Annotated in this window: 18 protein-coding genes and 1 pseudogene; 13 read left to right on the top strand and 6 right to left on the bottom strand. The window is 59.3% G+C overall.

Annotation, left to right across the window (positions count from 1 at the left end; genetic code table 11):
• Nucleotides 1-23 precede the first annotated feature (23 nt).
• From AAFG16_RS13040 to AAFG16_RS13025, 4 genes are all read left to right on the top strand, one after another.
• Nucleotides 24-434 carry a hypothetical protein gene (locus tag AAFG16_RS13040; protein WP_342739375.1) on the top strand — a complete coding sequence of 137 codons (411 nt, stop codon included), beginning with the start codon at nucleotides 24-26 and terminating at the stop codon, nucleotides 432-434.
• A gap of 6 nt (nucleotides 435-440) precedes the next feature.
• A complete protein-coding gene (locus tag AAFG16_RS13035) occupies nucleotides 441-890 on the top strand; it encodes a hypothetical protein (protein WP_092218757.1) in 450 nt (149 codons plus the stop codon).
• A 2-nt stretch (nucleotides 891-892) separates the two neighbouring features.
• A complete protein-coding gene (locus tag AAFG16_RS13030; RefSeq protein WP_092218759.1) occupies nucleotides 893-1,618 on the top strand; it encodes an SOS response-associated peptidase family protein in 726 nt (241 codons plus the stop codon).
• A 408-nt stretch (nucleotides 1,619-2,026) separates the two neighbouring features.
• Nucleotides 2,027-2,605: a hypothetical protein gene (locus tag AAFG16_RS13025; RefSeq protein ID WP_092218761.1), complete on the top strand. Its 579-nt coding sequence runs from the start codon at nucleotides 2,027-2,029 to the stop codon at nucleotides 2,603-2,605.
• A gap of 595 nt (nucleotides 2,606-3,200) precedes the next feature.
• Here AAFG16_RS13025 and AAFG16_RS13020 read toward each other — a convergent pair.
• The gene (locus AAFG16_RS13020) at nucleotides 3,201-3,491 is read right to left on the bottom strand and encodes a DUF1488 domain-containing protein (RefSeq protein ID WP_244553928.1); all 291 of its coding nucleotides are present in this window, start codon (nucleotides 3,489-3,491) and stop codon (nucleotides 3,201-3,203) included.
• Between the two features lie 860 nt (nucleotides 3,492-4,351).
• Here AAFG16_RS13020 and AAFG16_RS13015 point away from each other — a divergent pair.
• A complete protein-coding gene (locus AAFG16_RS13015; RefSeq protein ID WP_041955390.1) occupies nucleotides 4,352-4,735 on the top strand; it encodes a response regulator in 384 nt (127 codons plus the stop codon).
• A gap of 98 nt (nucleotides 4,736-4,833) precedes the next feature.
• Nucleotides 4,834-5,610, top strand: a complete 777-nt coding sequence (locus AAFG16_RS13010; protein ID WP_038954956.1) for a sensor histidine kinase — start codon at nucleotides 4,834-4,836, stop codon at nucleotides 5,608-5,610.
• A gap of 280 nt (nucleotides 5,611-5,890) precedes the next feature.
• Here AAFG16_RS13010 and AAFG16_RS13005 read toward each other — a convergent pair whose 3' ends face one another.
• Together AAFG16_RS13005 and AAFG16_RS13000 are read right to left on the bottom strand one after the other, a co-directional pair.
• Nucleotides 5,891-6,196, bottom strand: coding sequence for a GlsB/YeaQ/YmgE family stress response membrane protein (locus AAFG16_RS13005; RefSeq protein ID WP_092218763.1), 306 nt, complete (start codon nucleotides 6,194-6,196; stop codon nucleotides 5,891-5,893).
• Between the two features lie 218 nt (nucleotides 6,197-6,414).
• Entirely contained in the window at nucleotides 6,415-6,678 is a 264-nt protein-coding gene (locus tag AAFG16_RS13000) for a hypothetical protein (protein ID WP_092218765.1), read from the bottom strand.
• Between the two features lie 79 nt (nucleotides 6,679-6,757).
• Between AAFG16_RS13000 and AAFG16_RS12995 the strand changes: the two genes are divergently transcribed.
• From AAFG16_RS12995 to AAFG16_RS12985, 3 genes are all read left to right on the top strand, one after another.
• The gene (locus AAFG16_RS12995) at nucleotides 6,758-7,276 is read left to right on the top strand and encodes a hypothetical protein (RefSeq protein WP_342739374.1); all 519 of its coding nucleotides are present in this window, start codon (nucleotides 6,758-6,760) and stop codon (nucleotides 7,274-7,276) included.
• A 1,005-nt stretch (nucleotides 7,277-8,281) separates the two neighbouring features.
• On the top strand, nucleotides 8,282-8,656 hold the full coding sequence (locus tag AAFG16_RS12990; protein ID WP_038954960.1) for a CsbD family protein: 375 nt from the start codon (nucleotides 8,282-8,284) through the stop codon (nucleotides 8,654-8,656).
• A gap of 837 nt (nucleotides 8,657-9,493) precedes the next feature.
• The gene (locus AAFG16_RS12985; RefSeq protein WP_342739373.1) at nucleotides 9,494-11,308 is read left to right on the top strand and encodes a Spy/CpxP family protein refolding chaperone; all 1,815 of its coding nucleotides are present in this window, start codon (nucleotides 9,494-9,496) and stop codon (nucleotides 11,306-11,308) included.
• Nucleotides 11,309-11,536: 228 nt separating this feature from the next.
• Here the strand turns inward: AAFG16_RS12985 and AAFG16_RS12980 are convergent, their stop codons facing one another.
• On the bottom strand, nucleotides 11,537-13,474 hold the full coding sequence (locus AAFG16_RS12980; RefSeq protein WP_342739372.1) for an ABC transporter ATP-binding protein/permease: 1,938 nt from the start codon (nucleotides 13,472-13,474) through the stop codon (nucleotides 11,537-11,539).
• A 144-nt stretch (nucleotides 13,475-13,618) separates the two neighbouring features.
• Here AAFG16_RS12980 and AAFG16_RS12975 point away from each other — a divergent pair.
• A pseudogene (locus tag AAFG16_RS12975) lies at nucleotides 13,619-14,050 on the top strand (transposase); the annotation flags it as partial.
• A gap of 155 nt (nucleotides 14,051-14,205) precedes the next feature.
• Here AAFG16_RS12975 and AAFG16_RS12970 read toward each other — a convergent pair.
• Nucleotides 14,206-14,736, bottom strand: a complete 531-nt coding sequence (locus tag AAFG16_RS12970) for a PRC-barrel domain-containing protein (RefSeq protein ID WP_020607909.1) — start codon at nucleotides 14,734-14,736, stop codon at nucleotides 14,206-14,208.
• 448 nt (nucleotides 14,737-15,184) lie between these two features.
• Between AAFG16_RS12970 and AAFG16_RS12965 the strand changes: the two genes are divergently transcribed.
• Nucleotides 15,185-15,517, top strand: a complete 333-nt coding sequence (locus AAFG16_RS12965) for a phasin family protein (protein WP_167381077.1) — start codon at nucleotides 15,185-15,187, stop codon at nucleotides 15,515-15,517.
• 125 nt (nucleotides 15,518-15,642) lie between these two features.
• Nucleotides 15,643-15,888, top strand: a complete 246-nt coding sequence (locus tag AAFG16_RS12960) for a hypothetical protein (RefSeq protein ID WP_018643672.1) — start codon at nucleotides 15,643-15,645, stop codon at nucleotides 15,886-15,888.
• A gap of 383 nt (nucleotides 15,889-16,271) precedes the next feature.
• On the opposite strand, the gene AAFG16_RS12955 is transcribed toward AAFG16_RS12960, so the two are convergent.
• Nucleotides 16,272-16,544, bottom strand: coding sequence for a hypothetical protein (locus tag AAFG16_RS12955; protein WP_060908806.1), 273 nt, complete (start codon nucleotides 16,542-16,544; stop codon nucleotides 16,272-16,274).
• Nucleotides 16,545-16,859: 315 nt separating this feature from the next.
• Here AAFG16_RS12955 and AAFG16_RS12950 point away from each other — a divergent pair, with 315 nt between their 5' ends.
• Nucleotides 16,860-17,039: a hypothetical protein gene (locus AAFG16_RS12950; RefSeq protein ID WP_020607910.1), complete on the top strand. Its 180-nt coding sequence runs from the start codon at nucleotides 16,860-16,862 to the stop codon at nucleotides 17,037-17,039.
• Nucleotides 17,040-17,576 lie beyond the last annotated feature (537 nt).

The following is a 17,576-nucleotide window of genomic DNA, read 5'->3' as shown; positions in this document are numbered from 1 at the left end:
TCATGATATGTTCTCATGGTGGGATGATCGACCATCCCGCCGGCTGGCGCATGCCGACCCGAAAACAGACCGAAAGGCTCGCATCCGCCGCCCCGGTCGGCAGAAACGCGCCAGGATCGCCCGCAATCGGTCGGGGCGACGACATGCCGCCCGAATACTGGCGGGCCGTCCTGGACGACGTCTCCGCCGACGCAAGACCGACCCCAGATCCGATCGGGACGCAGCGGCTCTGCGATATCGACCGCCACCTGCTGCGAGTTGGCTGCCGGCGTTGCGGTCGCACGGTCGAGCTCCAGAAGGTCGAGGCGATTCGCCTGTATGGTCCGGATTCGATTTGGCGGAACGTCGGCCAACGTTTGCTGGACAATACGTGCTCTCAGCGCACCGGTCGCCATGAGGAAGACGGCTGCGGGCCGGCGTGCGACGTGCCGTAGCGCGGTATGGCGCCCAAGCACCACCCGACCCCACTCTCCGGAGGCGACCGCAAGTCGCTGCAGAAGGAGCTCGGCCGGGCCCGCGCCATGACGGGCATCCTCGCCGCCCAAGCCGCCGAGGCCCGCGCCAAAGGCGAGGCCCTGATCCGTCAGGCCGACAAGTTGCTCGCCGAATCCTGGAACGAAAGGATGTGGAGCGACGGCGAGCCTATCGATCCGTCGCCGACCGTCGACCAAGCCGTCAACGGCGGCTATGCGTGGCTCGAAATCGAATGCTCGCGCTGCAGGACTAGGCGGGACGTCGACCTGGCCGCCCTGCGTCATCCCCCGACTACGTTCGTCCATGACCTTGCGAGCCGCTTACGCTGTAGCAAGTGCGCCAAGGCGAATCGCCGCCCGTCGGCGACGCTGCTACAGTTGGCGCAGCGCCCTCGCCAGGCCGCTCCGGAGACCTGACGATGTGCAACCTCTATAGCATCACGACCAACCAGGCCGCTATCAGCGCTCTGTTCCGCGTCGTCAACCGCTACGTCGGCAACCTCGCGCCGATGCCCGGCGTTTTTCCCGATTACAAGGCGCCTATCGTCCGGACCGGGCCCAACGGCCGCGAGCTCGCCACCGCCCGCTGGGGCATGCCGTCGTCGTCGAAGGCGCTCATGGACGCCACGAAGAAGCGGGCCGACAAGCTGCAGGCGAAGGGCAAAGACGTCGACTTCAAGCAATTGCTGCGGATGGAGCCGGACGGCGGCACGACCAACATCCGCAACGTGAAAAGCAAGCACTGGACGAGATGGCTGGGAGCCGAAAGCCGTTGCGTGGTGCCTTTTAACTCCTTCAGCGAGTTCAACAAGGCCGAGGGCGGCGATATCTGGTTCGCGCTCGATGAGACTCGTCCCCTCGCCTGCTTCGCCGGCATCTGGACCAACTGGACGTCGGTCCGGAAGGTCAAGGAAGGCGAGACGACCAATGACCTCTTCGCGTTCCTCACGACGGAGCCGAACGCCGAGGTCGGCGCCATCCACCCCAAAGCAATGCCGGTGATTCTCACGACGGCTGACGAGGTCGATACCTGGATGACGGCTCCTCCAGACGAGGCCCTGAAGCTACAGCGGCCGCTTCCGGACGGTTCGCTAAAAATCGTCGCCCGCGGAGTCAAGGAAGATATGGTCGTGTTGGCGCAGTGATCATCGACGATGATGATGACCGAGCTGGCTCTCCGGGCCCCCAACGCAAAATCATCCACATCGATATTGAAGTCTTCTATGCATGCGTGAAGCAGTGGGGTGCCAGACTGCTTCCCGGCTGATTTTGCACAAGGCGGTTGATGCGGTGAGATTGGTTTCGCTCTTTTCAGCGATGAGAACAGCCTGCGATCGGCGCTCGACGGACTTGACGACCAGCAGCGTGCCGATGCGATCGACGAATTATCGCGCAAGCTAGGATTGGACCGCACCGACGTTGAACGCTCAATCCTAAGGTTGTTGATCGAGCGCGTTAGGCCTTAGGCGTTGCCTACGTCGCTCTGGGCCAGGCCCGTCACGGCCTCTGACGATCCGCGTACGCTCCTTAGGACTCATTTTGGGCGGGTCGGTGTGGCAGCGACCGCGGATCGACTCGACAAGGGGTTGGATCTCTATCTTCAGTTTCGCGAGGAACGCGGCCGCGTGCAGGTGCAGGAGTCCGATCTTCGGCGATGCGGCTATCGGTGTGAGCATTGCGGTCTAGCGCTCTGCAACGAAGAGCTCGTCCGCAGGGCGATCGTGTCACCGTTCGGGACGAGAAGGGCCAAGAAGACTGACGGCCTGAAACCACATTGGAACGGCGCCGACGAACTCCGGTGGCCGACGATGGATCACGACTGGCCCGTCAGCCTCTACGGCAACAACGACCGCACCAACCTCAAGGTACTCTGTCGCGCCTGCAATGAAGGTAAATCGGATTTTCTTACCTGGGAGCAGACGCGAGCGTCCGTCGGGCTCCCCCGGCGTACACAGTTGTCGAGCACAGGGAGCCTTCCCAAAGAATTATTCTATACGCAACTGAGGCGATCCCCTATTTGCATCGAGTCTGGCCAGAGCGCGACGAGCACTGAATTGACCGTCCGCCTTATCGATGCGAGCGGCCCGCTAGTGCTGGATAATCTCGTTACCGTCGCGAGTTCTGGTATCTGATTTGCTCGGCGACGCTAGGCGTCATCGTCATCACCCGCAGCTTCGGCTGTTATCATCCGCGACGGGCGCGATGCTTACGGATATGCTCCTCGCGAGCGTTACATCGAGCGCCGCGGCTATGAAGACCGTGGCGGCATCGGCTTCAGTGCTCCCGGCGTGAGCGTTGGAATCGGGACCGACCGCTACTGAGAGACGACGAGATACCTTGTGAAAATGGCCGCGGTGTAGTCCGCGGCTTTTTCATTGGGACTCATCCTCAAATGGCATAGATCGAATGCTTCGATCGGCGTCTGGTGTGATCTATCCCGACTTTCCCAGGCGAGGAGCGTTCGTCCCTCGCAACCGTTCCGCAAACCAAAACGCCCCGATCGCGGCAAACGCGAGAAGGAAAATTCCTCCACACGACAGGAATGTAACTGCGAAACTTGTGTCCATGACATTCTCCCAAGAGAGATGATTGGGTGCAGTCTCGATTCGACTACGCCGCTATCCTGGTGTGCCGCGATTTTTCAGGTGGCCAGATCGAAGGGCCGACGTTTCGCCGTTCGTCGAGCAGTTTCGCTGATCAGGCCGAGCTTGCGGAAGCAGGATCGGTTCAAAAATTTGCGGCGACCAGATCGTAAGAGCCCCCGCTGCCGCGGACGTACATCTTAGCAGCGGCGGCGCATATCAAGTCACGATTGAAATCGAACGCGTGCAGAAAACCCGACTCATCGTAACCGGTATCTGGTTGAATTCGCTTCAGCGCATCTTCGTTTATGAAAAACGATGCCTCAATAGCGCTGTCGTGTCCCCAAAATCGTACGGCACGCCGCGTGCGGTCATATGAACGGCTATGGTTGGGAAACTCGATCATGTTGTCGGGGCCGATCAGTTGTCGGAGCACGAGACCTCCGTGCCGGCTGCACGCGATTTGCGTCGCGGCATATTCGATGGCGTCCGATCCTGTCTCCGGCGCACTCGCGTGCAACCGGTCGATACGCTGACAAGGTATCCGGTAGCCAAAGCTTGGCGCGAAGCGCGAAGGGAGGGACGTTGGAGCGATCCGGTTGCGCCAACCTCTAACTGGGTATGCTGGAAGCGGATCACAACCCCGCTCGATCCCGCCACAGCAAATAGTCGCGCCTGGCCTCGTTATTCTGCGGATCGGCACTATATCTTGGATATCACCGCGCGCCCCTCGGCTGTTATCGGTGACTGAGAGCAGTGTGCTCCCGCCGCGACCTAGAGGCGGTTACTATGTCAGATATCTCCAAATTCAGCGTTCGCGAGTGGTTAGTGCCTCCGGTACTGCTGCCGATCTTCTTTGTGCTGCTGATCGCTGCTGCGATGCTTATTCAGTGGTAGTTCCCCTCGTTGGGCCCGCGCCGTCTGCTGAAGCCAACCGCTCATTCCGGCCAGTCAAGCGAGTCCAATCGTCGTTAGCTTGCAAGCTGAACATCCGGGCGGCAGACGCCCTGGATGGAGCCCGCAAGATGCCGCCGGGAGACGAGCGCGCGGAGGCAATGAAAAAGGCTACGATCCTGGAGAACGCCGCTGAAATGCTCGAGCATTTCAGCCGCAGGGTCGGCGTGCCGGCAAAATGACGGTTGAGGGCTAGTTTCTTCCCCCGCTCCACCGTTCACGCCCAAACTCGGGCACTTAGGAAAAGAGCTCCTGGGCATGGATCGTAGGAGCACCGAGATGCTTGTCCCAGATCGATCGCTCGTTTCAGTCAACACCCGTTTTCCCGTGGATGCCTATCCGATGGTACCCGATCTTTCACGCAGTCCGGCCGTCGTTCTCGTCGTAGAGGACGAGATGATGCTCCGCATGCGCGCGGTCGACATGGTGGAAGACGCCGGTTACACGCCGGTTGAAGCTCTGGATACCGACGAAGCCGTCGCAATCCTCGAATCCAGGTCCGACATCGCGCTCATATGCACCGACATTCAATTGCCCGGCAGCATGGACGGCCTGAGTCTTGCGCATACCGTGCATAAGCGTTGGCCGGCGATCAAGATCATCCTGGTGTCGGGACAATTGAACCCATCGAGCATCGATCTTCCCCCCTGTAGCAGATTTTTCGGCAAGCCACTCCAAGCCTGGCAAGTCATAGCCCAGATGCGCAGCATGATAGGCCACGCCTGAATCTCGTGGTTCTTGGCGCCGGATGCCGCCAGACCTTTCAATGCCAACGCCCGGCCGAAATCAAGTGCGGTACCCCGCCCAAGGTGATACAGTTGCAAATGCTTGAAGTCGATCTCCGCACAGACAGGCGTCCGGGCGGCGCAGAATTCCACCAGGACTTTCTGGCGGCAGAGAATGTCAGCCTGCGGTTACTCCTGGCGCAGGCTGAGATCAATACGAGGAGCCTGCTTGCCAAGGCCGGTATCGATGCCAAAGAGCGCGAGGCATCCGACAAGCTGCAGAAGCTGATCCTCGAAGAACTGCACCACCGCATCAAGAACACGCTCGCGACCGTCGCCGCAATCGTCTCCCAGAGCCTGCGCAACCTGCAGGGGGGCGAGCACGCGCAACACGCCATCGAGGGCCGGCTTTTGGCACTCGGCCGGGCCCACGATCTCCTTCTGCAGGCAAAATGGTCCAGCGCCGATCTTGGCACGGTCGTCCGCAGCGCCATCGAAGCCTTCGACAATCCCGCCGAGTCGAAATTCTCGATCACGGGACCCGATATCCGGATGACGTCGGCTGCCGTCATCGCCGTCGCGATGACGCTCAATGAGCTCTGCACGAACACCACGAAGTTTGGCGCCCTGTCGGTCCCGGAGGGGCGCGTCGACCTCGTCTGGACGGTAGACCAACCGACACAGCGCTTGCACCTCACCTGGACCGAAAAGAACGGTCCGGTTGTCCAGCCGCCCGCCAAGCGCAGCTTCGGAACACGGCTGATCGAGACGCTTGGCAAGCAGCTCCAGGGCAATGTGCAATTAGCCTATGCGTCGACGGGTTTCTCGTACACGTTCGACGTACCGATAGCTTCTTTGAGCTCCCCGCCGGCATAGCCAGCGCGCATGTGGTCACGTGAGTGGATCAGTATTTACGTGAGTGGATCAGTATTTCTCTTCGTCCCTTTTTGTTGGGCGCCTTCGAGGCGTGGAGCTCGCAACGACCAAAGCAAAGCCGTCGTTGAAGGGGTCTCCCATTCGCGGGACCCACGCGGGATCCTGGGAGCCGGCGCATTGCCGATTATGCAGCGTGCTGCATCACTCAGAGCGGATCCACAGTCGCGGGGCCGGTAGCCAGGTCACAGCGGCCGGTCGCGAGTCACTCTGCGGGAATGCGTTACCATCGCCGACCCCAATTGCCGCCCCACCTACTTCCCCATCCGCTGCCACCTCGAAGCAGCCGCACGATGAGCAGCAGCAATATCGCTCCGATGGTGGCGTTGACGATCGCGCTGATCATCCCGCTACCGAGATGGATGCCTAGCTGAGGTAACAACCAGCTTCCGATAAAGGCGCCCAAAATCCCGACAATGAGGTCACCGATAATTCCAAAACCGGTCCCCTGGACGATTTGACCAGCCAACCAGCCCGCAACGAGACCGACAAACAGTATGACCAGCAGGCCTTCGCTCGACATATTCATTGTGACACCTCGGCATTCTGGTTTGGACGCAGTATTGCAAGCTGATCCGCCTGGTGTCTGTGCAAATTTGATCAGCTTGTTGGAATATTGGCTTTGGCGCCAGGTATGGCCTCACGCCATCGGCCTCGTCGCAATTGGTTGAGCTCGCCTGTCAGGGTAACAGGCAGTCCACCACTCCTTTGGTCGCAGGTAGAGGCACGCGCGGTCGATTTGAAGTCTCATTTCGAACCGTTTTCTGACTCGCGAGCTGCACTGACAAGGCGCGCCTCGAGTTTCGCGCCATTCCCGTGCAGGCACGAGCCGCTGAAGTGAGGCCAAGTCTGCTTTGCGCAGCCCGTGTCGACAACATGAATATCGCGCCGGTTGCTCTTCTGGAGGGCGGCCGACTGCCCAGGTTCGACCTCTGGGGCATATACAGACAGTACGAACAAGGCGGCGGCAATGAAGGCGGAAATTGCGACGGCCGAGAGCGTTTTGATCATTGGTTGCGGTCGTGTCATTCGCTGCTTTGGCTCGTGAACTTAATGATGATTCGCGCTTTGGTTCGTTGGAGAATCTAGCTTGAGCCGTATATTCAAACCCTTTGTGCTTCTGATCGCCGCCATCTACTTCCTGGTGGACGCCGTCTTTTTCACTCTCTTCAAACCTGTCCTTCGCCGGATGGCGGATTGCTGGGTATTCGAAAGCTTGCGAGCGTGGATTGTGTCGCTTCGCCCATATCCTACTCTGGCGCTGTTCATCGTGCCGGTCATTTTGCTCGAACCTGTTAAGCCTGTTGCGGCTTACCTGACGGCGACAGGCCACGTCGTTGACGGGCTTATGGTCCTCATCGTTGGCGAGCTTCTCAAGCTCCTGCTTATTGAGCGTCTCTTCAGCGTTAGCCGCGATAAGCTTATGTCAATTCCTGTTTTCGCCTGGTGCTACGACAGGTTTTGTCAAGGCCAGGACTGGGTCGCATCCCTGCAGGCATGGCAACTCATGCGTCGTTGGAGCTCCAATGCCAAGCACGCTGTTCAAAGATATGTCCTTGAATTTAAGGCTGCGCAGAAGCGAAAGAGGCCTTTTTGGCGAGCGCGCTGAACGTCGGCGCACGGCTGAGCAAATAGCGCCGCCAGATGTTTGTTGAAAACTATTCTCTTCTGACAGGTTGTGTCGTCGCCCAGATCCCCATCTAGGGACCGTGTTGGGATCTAAACCGGAGCCCGCAGCCCGGAAGAAATCCACTTCATCGAATGGGTTTCGCTGACGACTTTATCGACGTGATGGCAATTGACGCCCTGAAACGTACGAATCTCGAATCCGATCCGAGAGGGCTTAATGTGCGTCAGGGTCATTGGACCCAAGCATTGGGGGCAGGTATGGGGCTGAACTGCTATGCGGCTTGGGTCGAACAAGACTGCTAAGGATGACATGATGCTCACCTAAACTCAGGCGGGAGCGTTACAGAACTCTCATTCACCGATAGATGCCGTGATGGGGGCGGTGATGGAGGCACCATGGAATCATCGCTATCCCAGCGCCGTTCTATTTTGCTCACTTTCGAAAAGTTAACGAATTAGGACCCGGGAAAGCACAACGCCACCAAGCCCAATAATGCTTGGTGGCGTTGGATTAGGTCCGGACAGCGCAATCCCCCGGTGACCACCAAAACAGCAGATATGCACTGCGATCGTCTGTTCAAAATTGCTCACTTTCAAATTAGATCATTGCCATTTTTAAGACTAGGCCACTGTCGTCTGAAACAGGCCAGTACCTACCGTCCCGAGCCGTCCTGATCAGGACACTCGCAATTTGAAATTTTGACAGTGAGCAAAAGTGAGCAAGCGCCGCTGCGGCTGCAAACGGAAACCGCAGCCATTCTGTGAGTTCTCTCAAGATCCAGACGGCGCTGGGCCGTGCGGGGATCGACAGCCCATGCATCGCAACAGTTTTCTGATACTCGATCGCCTCGTCGGCGAGCAGCAAGTGTGGAATGGTGAGAGCTTAGATCAGACCACATTTGCAAGCCGGTCTTCTGTGCGCGCAGGAACGTAGCCTGATCTTGTCAGTTAGCGCTCCGAGACTTCATCTTAGGGAGTGTTCGCTATGGAGAACGATCGAATTGCCGGCTCGGCGAAGGACTTCGCCGGTAGGGTCGAGGGCACCGTCGGCGATATCGCCGGCGACGCAAAGACCCAGGCAGCAGGCCGCATCCGCGAGGCGACAGGCACCGCGCAGAACCTGTATGGCCAGGCCAAGGATGCAGCGCGGGAAGCTACGGATGCCGCCGTCAACTACGCCAAGGACGCTTATGAGAACAGCGGTGATACTTTCCGTGACGGCTCGCAAGCGATCGCGAAGAAGGTGCAGGACAATCCCCTCGGTTCGATGTTGATCGCGGGCGGGATCGGCTTTGCGTTGGGGCTATTGCTGACGCGCCCGCCGCACCATCCGCCGCAGCGCGGGCGACAACGGCTATGACGGCCATATCGGAGCTATTCACGCTTTTTGATTGATTGGCTGTTTGTTGACTTGGAGATGAGATCGTGAGTGATGACATCCCGCTGGCCCCTTTCGCCCATGAAAGCTTGGATTCCGTTCCAGAACCGAAATCCACCATCGCGGAAGTCTCCGAAGCTGTGAGGGGGCAGTCCATCGAGTTAGCGGCGCGATAGAAGCGGGTCGAAAGCCAGGGATGCCGTTGAGCATCTTGAGCAATATCGCGCGCGAAGCGCCACTTGGTTCGCTGTTAGTCGCGTTCCTGTTGGGCGTTGCCGTCGCACGCCGGCGATGATGGTTTTGGGGGCGCGCTAACCGTCCCAGGCTATACAGATCTCAGGACTCCTCGGTAGCTGCTTAGAGCAGGTGCCCGATACCCGCCCGCAATGGCCGAGAAGGGTCCTGTGCCATGGTCACCTCCTTGGTGAGGGCGGTAGGCTAAGTGCGCTTAGAGCACGCCGCCGGCCAAAATTGACCACACTGTCCGGCTTTAAATTTCAGACCCCCTGGATTTAAACTGGGGGCGCGGGGGGTACAGCATCCGCACCCGATAATCATCTTCGAAAGAAGCTGGCACTCTTCCTGATTGCCGGTCGTGTTCGATAACATCAGAATTGGGTCCAATTTAATGCAGATCAATCTGCGCGACCTTATATCGCGCGGTAGGGCAGGAACTTTTGCTGGCTGACCCTATTTGTCCCGATGTCGGACGCACAACGATTGGTGAATATCAACGCGCCGCGAGGCAAAACCCCCGCACAATGCCACCGCCAGTTTGTTTGCGCTGCGATCAGTATAGTCGTAGCGGAGAATTCTTTCATGAAAAGCGTTTTGAAGCTGACTGCAATGCTGGGGCTCGCAGTGTTGATGATCCCGTTGAGCGCAAATGCTCAGGAACAGAAGCACGAAAACAACAAAGGAGCACCGGCGGCGCGTTCAGCCCCAGCTGTCGCGCCGCCGCCACAGCGGCAGGCCGCGCCGCAAAGTCAGGCCGCTCCGCAACGCGAGGCCGTGCCGCAACGCCAGACCGCACCGCAACGTGAAGTCGCACCGCAACGGCAGGCCGCGCCGCAACGCGAGGCCGCGCCGCAACGGCAGTCCGCGCCGCAACGCGAGGCCGCGCCGCAACGGCAGGCCGTACCGCAACGTGAAGCCGCGCCGCAACGCCAGGCCGCACCGCAACGCGAGGCCGCTCCACAAGGCCATGCGCCGCAAAGGGCCGCAGCTCCAACGCGTCAAGCAACGCCACGCATCATCAACAGTCCGCGGGACAATGCACCCGCCCGAACAGCAACTCCGCCGACCACCCACAACGCCGCGCCCAAGGCCGCCGTATCCGCTGCGCCAACGCGCGAGCAGCTGCGCCGCCAGCAACGCGAGGAGCTCACGCTGCGCCAACAGGAAACCCGTGAACTGCGAAAGCTCCCGACTGCGCAACGCGCGCAGAAGCAGCAGGAAATCAATCAGCAGCGTGAGCAGCGCGTGCAGCAGCGGCTGCAACCTAACGGCCATGCTCAGCCGAATGCATTGGTTCAACCCAATGAGCAAGCGCAGCGCGGCGAGCGTCGTAACGGTGTCGCGCGTGTTACACCGCAGGCAGCCCAGCAAGGCCGCTTCGCTGCGCGTTTCGCGGCACGGGCGCAAGGTGCCAATTTCCGTGCGGACACGGCTGCGCTCGCCCCACGCCGGGCCTGGAGCCTCGGCCTGCGCGCGGCCTTCGTGCCGTGGCACGGGTCCGTGTTCTGGCCCTATGCCTATTCGGACGTATTCGATTACGCATTCTGGCCCTCTGGCTATGATGACGGTTACTTTGCCTATGCCTATGATGATTTCTTCGACGGCGTGTTCTGGGGCCAAGCCGGTCTGCCGCCTGAGTACAGCTATGCCTATGCGCCGCCAAACGGACGCCAAGCCCGATCGACTTCTTCCACCGTGGAAGAACCGTGCACGCAGCCTGGCACGGGCATCACTGCTTGGCCGCTCGCAGAAATCAATAGCAAGGTCGGCTTGAATACCGAGCAGAAGCAGCTTCTCGACCAGGTGCGAAGCTCGGGCCAGAGAGCCGCCAGCGTGTTCAAAGCCTCATGCCCCGCGAAAAACGCCTTCGCGATGACGCCACCCAGTCGCCTACAGGCGATGACGTTGCGGCTGACAGCCACGCTCGAAGCAGTGCAGACGGTCCGCCCGGCGATGGAGAAGTTCTATAGCTCGTTGAACGATGAGCAGAAGGAGCGCCTAAACGAAATTGGGCCGAAGCAGAAGAGCAACGCCGAGGCCAACCAGACATCGGCGCGGGATGGCAAGAGCTGCAGCGAACCGAAAGCCGGGCTTGCTAATCTGCCGATCGAGCGGATCGAGGACGCGGTCAAGCCGACCAATGCACAGGAAGGTGGTTTGAAGCTCCTTGATAGGGCCACTGCAAGGGCTGTCTCGATCATGCAAGCCGCCTGCCCCGAGGACACGCCAATCACTCCGCCCGGCCGGTTGGAGGCTATGGAGAAGCGCCTGCAGGCCATGATCGATGCAGCTAATACGGTGAAGCCTGCGCTCAACGACTTTTATGGGTCACTGAGCAGTGAGCAAAAGGCGCGCTTCAACCGCATTGGCGGCGAACTCGCGCAATCCGGCAACTAGTTGAGTTGGGCTCCACGTTGAGTTGAAAATAGATAGGCGGCCCGTGTGGCCGCCTCTTTGTTTGCCGGTGGTGCCGAGCGGATTTAGAAGCTATCACTCCGGACATTGGTCCCAAAAAGGCGCATATCCGAGATGGCCATGACTGACCTGACACAACCTTCGTCTAGGGTCCGTTTAGTCTTCGATACCGCTGCTAAAGTCGAAAATCGAATGCGCTTCGAGCCGCTTTCACCTTTGCAGCGGCGGCTTGCGATGACCGAGGAAGCGACCGAGCAGCCGGCGCCTGCCTTTGCGTGGAACGAGATCGACGTCGCTGACGAGTTTCGCGCCACCCTTGCGCCGTTCCAGCACTATCTTGCGGCTGTGGAAGGCTTCAAGCTCGGTGCGATGGGCGACGCTGACCACGGTGGCCATGGGCAGCTCCTTGGTCATCAGCTCCATCATCTTGTCCTGGCTCTTTTCATCGAGTGCAGAGGTCGCTTCGTCCAGCACGATGATATCTGGCTTGTGCAGAAACAGCCGCGCGAAGGCGAGCCGCTGCTTTTCACCACCTGATAGCGTCTGGTCCCACGGCGCCTCTTCCTCGATCTTGTCCTTGAGATGACTGAGGCCGACCTTGTCGAGCGCTTCGCCGATCTGTTCCACCGTCCAGTCCTCGGCGGCGGCTGGGTAGGCAGCGGCTCGCCGCAGCGTGCCCAACGGCACATAGGGTTTTTGCGGCAGCATGAACAGGCGGCGATCTGGATGGAAATTGACGCTGCCGCCGCCCCACGGCCACAGCCCCGCGATCGCGCGCACCAATGTGCTTTTGCCGGTGCCGGTCTCACCGGCCACCAGCAGGCGTTCGCCGGCTTCGATCACGACTTCCGCCTCGCCGACCACGGCGGTGCCGTCGTCGAGGGTCACCGAAAGATCGTTGAGACTGAGAATAGCGTCGCCTTCGGTCTCGCCGCGCTTGATGCGGCCGATGCCGTCGCCACGTTCGGCGCGCTCAAGGCCGTCCAGGGACATCATCAGCGAGGCGATGCGCCGCGCGCAGGCGTTCCAGTCCGAAAGCCGCGGATAATTGTCGACCAGCCAACCAAACGCGCTCTGCACGATGGTGAAGGCGGAGGCCGCCTGCATCACCTGTCCCAGCGTCATGCTGCCGTCGAGAAATTTCGGCGCGCACAGTAGCAGCGGCACCACCGGTGCGATCAGGCTCGATCCCTGCGACACCAGCGTGGTGCGCATGTGCTGGCCGGCGAGCCGCGCCCATTGCCTCAGCACCTTGGTAAAGGTCTTGTCAATGCCGTCGCGCTCTTCCTCCTCACCGCCGAGCAGCGCTATGCTCTCGCCGTTCTCGCGCACGCGGGTCAGCGTGTAGCGATACTCGGCCTCGGCCTGATTCTTGTCTTCGGAGACTTGCACGAAGCCGCGCCCGATCGTCATGATCGAACCTGAGGCAATCGCCGCGTACAACACCGCCGCAATCACGAGGAAGCCAGGAATGGTGATGGTCGATCCCGCGATCGTGACCGTCAGCGCGCCGCCGATGGTCCAGAGCACCACGATGAAGGTGGTCGCCGACAGGAATGCCGAGGTGACGCCGGCGGCGAAATCCACCGGCGCATCAGTGGCCACGCGCAGATCCTCGCCGATGCGGTATTCTGGATTCTGATGGTCGCCGCTGACGAGATTGAGCTGATAATAGCGGCCATTGGTCAGCCAGCGCGACACCACGGAATTGGCTAACCAGGCCCGCCAGCGGCGCTGGATGCCCATACGCGTGAATACTTGCGCAACGCCGAGCAGGACGCTGCCGATCGCGAGCGGAAAGAACACCGCGGTCAAATAAAACACAGCGGTGGAATCGCGCTTCTCGATCGCGTCGAAGATCGCCCGATTCCAGACATTGATGCCGTATTGGAAGCCGACATTGGTGACAATCAGGATCACCAGGACGATGGAAAATATCCACGCCACCCGGTCACCGTTTTTCCCCCAAAATCCCTTGGCGCTGATCCAGAAGCGCGTGAGCAGATAATCCCGGCGGATTTGCTCCGCATCTTCGGCAGACAAATCCGGATCGGTTTCAACGACTTCGGGCGGGGGTGGCTCGACGTAGGCACCGGTTTCAGTAACAACCTTGACGATGGGTGAATCACTGATGGCGGGCCTGCGCATATCCCAATAACGCAAGGAAAAACAGATGGTTCCGCTAGGCTTTGGAAGACCTAGAGCGGTTCATGGCTTGATTGAATCGGGAGGGATTCCCGATTTCGGACGAATATGATTCAAGATGCTGGCTGGGCTGGAGGCCAGCATCCGATGGTCCGACCGATATCCAATGATCTGCGTAAGCGGGCGGTTGCGGCGGTTGCAAAGGGCGAGAGCTGCCGTTCGGTGGCATCGCGGTTTGGCGTTGCGGTGTCGTCAGTTGTGAAGTGGTCGCAACGTTATCGAGCGACCGGCTCAGTGGCCCCTGGCAAGATGGGCGGCCATCGCAAGCCCGTTCTTGAGCCGCATCGCGCCTTCATCAAGGAGAGGATCAGTCAGACGCCGCATTTGACGCTGCACGCCCTCAAGGACGAACTCGCCGCGCGCGGGGTCAAGGTCTCCCACAATGCGGTTTGGACGTTCCTGCGCCGCGAAGGGCTGCGGTTCAAAAAAACGCTGCTCGCGCTCGAGCGGGCTCGCTCCGACATCGCACGTAGACGCCAGCGCTGGCGCTCATGGCAGGCCAATCTCGACCCTCGACGGTGGCCGTAAGGAGCGTGCCAGATGACCGCATTCTGATTCAGACGCCAGCGAAGTGAGCTTTGACCGCCAAGACGCGAACCCACCTAGAACGCCGGCCGCCCCCCTTGCCAGGGTCGAAGTGTCGCTTCCCGTCAAAAAACGCCGCATGTCGAGAGTTAGTACTTAAACTCCGGCATGGCCTTCAATTCGTCCTTGGTGGCGTTATACACCGCGTGATCGGGATACCAACGCGTACTGGCGCTGGTTGTGGTGGTTGTCGTGGTGGTTGTTGCGGCACCGGTGGTGGTTCGCGTGGTGCTATCTGGAGCGGGAGTGGTTGCAGGCGCATTCGCCGGTGCGGACGTTGTTGACGAAGTTGTCGAGGTCACCGGCTGGTCAACCCACTTCAGCTTATCGAAGGCGACCGCCACGTAGTGTTCGCCCAGGCCGAGAACGCCGCCCACACCCAGAATGACATTGGCCACCTTGCCTGACCTATCCAAAATCACGTCGTGGATGTCGCCGATCTTCTCGTTGGCTTCATTGTACACATCGACGCCGGCGAGCTTGGACGCGCGCCATTCACCCTCCTTGTGCGTGGTAGCACTGGTTGTCGAAGCCGCTTGGTTTGTGGCTGTTTGCGCCGCCGCCGCGCCGGTCATCGACGCGATAGCCAGGAATGCTATTGCAAGACATTTGGAAATCATGATGTTCCTCCATTGTTTTGGTGAACAATAACGCGGTGTGACTTTGGTTCCAGCGACGGAACAGTAAATCATCTCCCCGCGGCAAGGTCTCAGAGAGGCGGTGGACACCCGCGCTCAAATATTGCGCTACTCATTCGATCACCTCGTCGGCGCGAGAGTAGCGTGAGTTGCGGCCTTCTCGACACCCGCGCGGCAGATAATCAGCCGGTTTGCCCAAATCACATTCTGCACCTTAAGGTGCGTTTCGCTCGTTGGCATTGCGGCGGAGTCGACTGCGATCGCTCGGCGCTACCCGGCAAACTGCGCCTGGTGATCATCGTACGAACATACAAGCACCGCCTAATTAAAAGCGAGAACTGAGATTCCGAAGCAACCATTGGTGGCGCGCGGCATTGGTCCACTGTTAAACAAACAAGGGAAAGTTCAAAAAATGTCGAACGCAAATCAGATTCATTCGAATCAAAATTTCGAGCACCAGCAGAATAGTAACGAACAAATCGATACAGGGACTGCGTCATCTAACGCCTTCCTGGCGATTGCCACTGCTTACGGTGACTACACGAAAAAGTCGTTTGAAGACACGAAACTGTTCGTTGAGAAGCTCTCTGGCGTGAAGTCGCTCGACAAGGCGATTGAAGTTCAAACCGAATTCGCCAAGACGGCCTACGAGACGTTCGTTACGGAGTCACAGAAGATTGGCGGACTGTACAGCGATTTTGCCAAGCAGTCCTACAAGCCATTCGGTGATCTTGTTGCAAAGATGACCTCGACAAATCGATAAATCGTTCCCCGCGGTGTGTCAGAGCACAAATACCCTGCTCATCGCGAGGTTTTTTCCGATCATCACTTAATCCGTCTAATCCTGGCAGCTGAGAGCTTGCGCTCGCGTTTGCTACGAGGAGCATTATGTCCAATCCTAATCCGCTTTTCCAAGAGTTGTCCTTTGATCCAGAGCAGGTAACCGCCGTGAATCAGGCCTACGACCTGGCATGTCGAACACTTCAGAATATCGGTCAGTTGGAGGTAGATCGCGAAATTATTGCTAAGGGTATTTTGCAGGCTGCAGGCAGCGGCGAGCGGGACGCCAACAAACTATGTGAACGTGCTATCCTTGGATTGACCCCGGTGGACTATCGGCAGCATGGCACTTAAAACAACCAACGAAGCGACCGGTTTCGGCTTCGAGACGGAGACATCGGCCTGCCAATCAAGAGGCCAGGAGACGCTATTCTGATGTCGAGACCGCCAGCTGACCCGATAGGGCTTGTTACTACCTCCGCCGTGCTGCAGCGGACCATTTCACCTTGGGCTGGCTGATGCACGGCCTTCGCAAGCGATCCTTCGGGATCATCATGATCCTGCTCGCGCTGGTCGCGCTCGCACCGGGCTCTCGATCGTAGCTGGCCTGCTACTCACGATTCCCGCGTTCCAGATGATCGCGGGCAAACCCGCTCCGGTCTTTCCACGCCGCATCGCCACTCGTTCCTTGCCGACGAAACACCTCGCTGCTGTGGTGCAGCGATCCTTACCGGTGCTCAGATATCTTGAGAAGGTGGTTCATCCACGGTGGCGCACCCGTTGGAGGCAACCAAGCGCCTGGTCGGCTCGTCGTGGTACTGAGCGCTACTCTGGTCTTCATTCCAATACCCCTGAGCAACGTCGTCCCCGCTTTGGTGATTGCCTTGATCTCCCTTGCCTATCTCGAGGAGGATGGGGTCCTGTCTCTCGATCGCCTTGCTGGCCGCCGCCATTTGTGCGGTCGCGACGGCGGTAGTTTGGCAGACGGTCGTCGGCGCAAAATGGATCATCGATCTCTGGTAGCGACCTGTCGCTGGTAACGAACCGTGCGATGCCGCTTGCTGGCCGCGCCAACAATACTCGCGTCGCTTCTGTCCGGAGACCGTTTGAAGCCGCAAACAAAGGCGTCAGCGCTGCTTCGCTCGACCACACGACCAGCGGAGCTACGGGACCGAAGCGGGAAAGAATAGCCTTGCTGGCGGGAGAAACCTTTCCTTCGGATCGATGTTGTCATTCCAGCAACAGAACCGGGCGACTGGCAGTTGCTCGAAAAGCCGCTCGGCGTAATGCCCGGGCGGCTTTTTCCTTTAACGTGGGAGGGTGCAATGCCAAATGATAAGCCCCTCAAGCCCGACGACTTTCCGGTTGAGGTTGAGGGCGACGAATTAATGACTGCGGACGGCAAGCCAATCGCCAAGGCGAAAACGCCAGACATCGCAGAGGATATCGCGGACCGTCTCAACGAAGACGATTGCCGTAAAGAGCAGGACAGATGGTCGGCTTGATTTTGCTTGTGGTCGCGTCGAAGCATGCCGCTTCATCGCCAGTTCGAAAACCGTTGTGTCTCCCCCTCCCGCAGATCGCCGGGTTTGGTACCCTACAGAATTCTGTTGAAATGATACGCAGCCACCGCCAGGTGCGTGCAGGTTCGCTCCGTATCGGATTCTCCTTGTCGCTTCACGCAGGCTTGCACCGACGGCAAGATCAGCCTTTCGGCTTTAACCTGAACGTTCCTGATATGGCGTTGCTCATGCGGGTCTATATTTGGCCAGATCGCTCTTTGCTAGTACGCCCATTCCTTTCCGGCCTTTCCGGGTGGGTCCGAGCGAGAGCAGAGAGGTTTCCTCGTTGCTTGGCGCCTGGTCGAGCCCAAGAAATGACTTAGCGCACACAGGGGTTGAAGGTTCTGGCGACAGCCCAGTGATCGACGCGATCACTCGCATTACTTCCCAATACATCTCCCAACCCAAGATAGAAGCGGAACTATAGGCTGTTGGGGCCGTTCCACTCTATGGCCGACCTTCGTCGGCATGGATTCAATT

It is taken from the genome of Bradyrhizobium sp. B117 (assembly GCF_038969555.1).
GTDB lineage: Bacteria > Pseudomonadota > Alphaproteobacteria > Rhizobiales > Xanthobacteraceae > Bradyrhizobium.
This window is presented reverse-complemented; position numbering and strand designations above follow the sequence as displayed.

Coding starts and splice junctions, on each gene's coding strand:
- AAFG16_RS12990 (WP_038954960.1), top strand. CDS start 8,282: ATGGAGAACGATCGAATTGCCGGCTCGGCGAAGGACTTCGCCGGTAGG.
- AAFG16_RS12960 (WP_018643672.1), top strand. CDS start 15,643: ATGTCCAATCCTAATCCGCTTTTCCAAGAGTTGTCCTTTGATCCAGAG.
- AAFG16_RS13005 (WP_092218763.1), bottom strand. CDS start 6,196: ATGAATATGTCGAGCGAAGGCCTGCTGGTCATACTGTTTGTCGGTCTC.
- AAFG16_RS13015 (WP_041955390.1), top strand. CDS start 4,352: ATGGTACCCGATCTTTCACGCAGTCCGGCCGTCGTTCTCGTCGTAGAG.
- AAFG16_RS13035 (WP_092218757.1), top strand. CDS start 441: ATGGCGCCCAAGCACCACCCGACCCCACTCTCCGGAGGCGACCGCAAG.
- AAFG16_RS13000 (WP_092218765.1), bottom strand. CDS start 6,678: ATGATCAAAACGCTCTCGGCCGTCGCAATTTCCGCCTTCATTGCCGCC.
- AAFG16_RS12955 (WP_060908806.1), bottom strand. CDS start 16,544: ATGATCCATTTTGCGCCGACGACCGTCTGCCAAACTACCGCCGTCGCG.
- AAFG16_RS12980 (WP_342739372.1), bottom strand. CDS start 13,474: ATGCGCAGGCCCGCCATCAGTGATTCACCCATCGTCAAGGTTGTTACT.
- AAFG16_RS12950 (WP_020607910.1), top strand. CDS start 16,860: ATGCCAAATGATAAGCCCCTCAAGCCCGACGACTTTCCGGTTGAGGTT.
- AAFG16_RS12985 (WP_342739373.1), top strand. CDS start 9,494: ATGAAAAGCGTTTTGAAGCTGACTGCAATGCTGGGGCTCGCAGTGTTG.
- AAFG16_RS13010 (WP_038954956.1), top strand. CDS start 4,834: ATGCTTGAAGTCGATCTCCGCACAGACAGGCGTCCGGGCGGCGCAGAA.
- AAFG16_RS13030 (WP_092218759.1), top strand. CDS start 893: ATGTGCAACCTCTATAGCATCACGACCAACCAGGCCGCTATCAGCGCT.
- AAFG16_RS12970 (WP_020607909.1), bottom strand. CDS start 14,736: ATGATTTCCAAATGTCTTGCAATAGCATTCCTGGCTATCGCGTCGATG.
- AAFG16_RS13040 (WP_342739375.1), top strand. CDS start 24: ATGATCGACCATCCCGCCGGCTGGCGCATGCCGACCCGAAAACAGACC.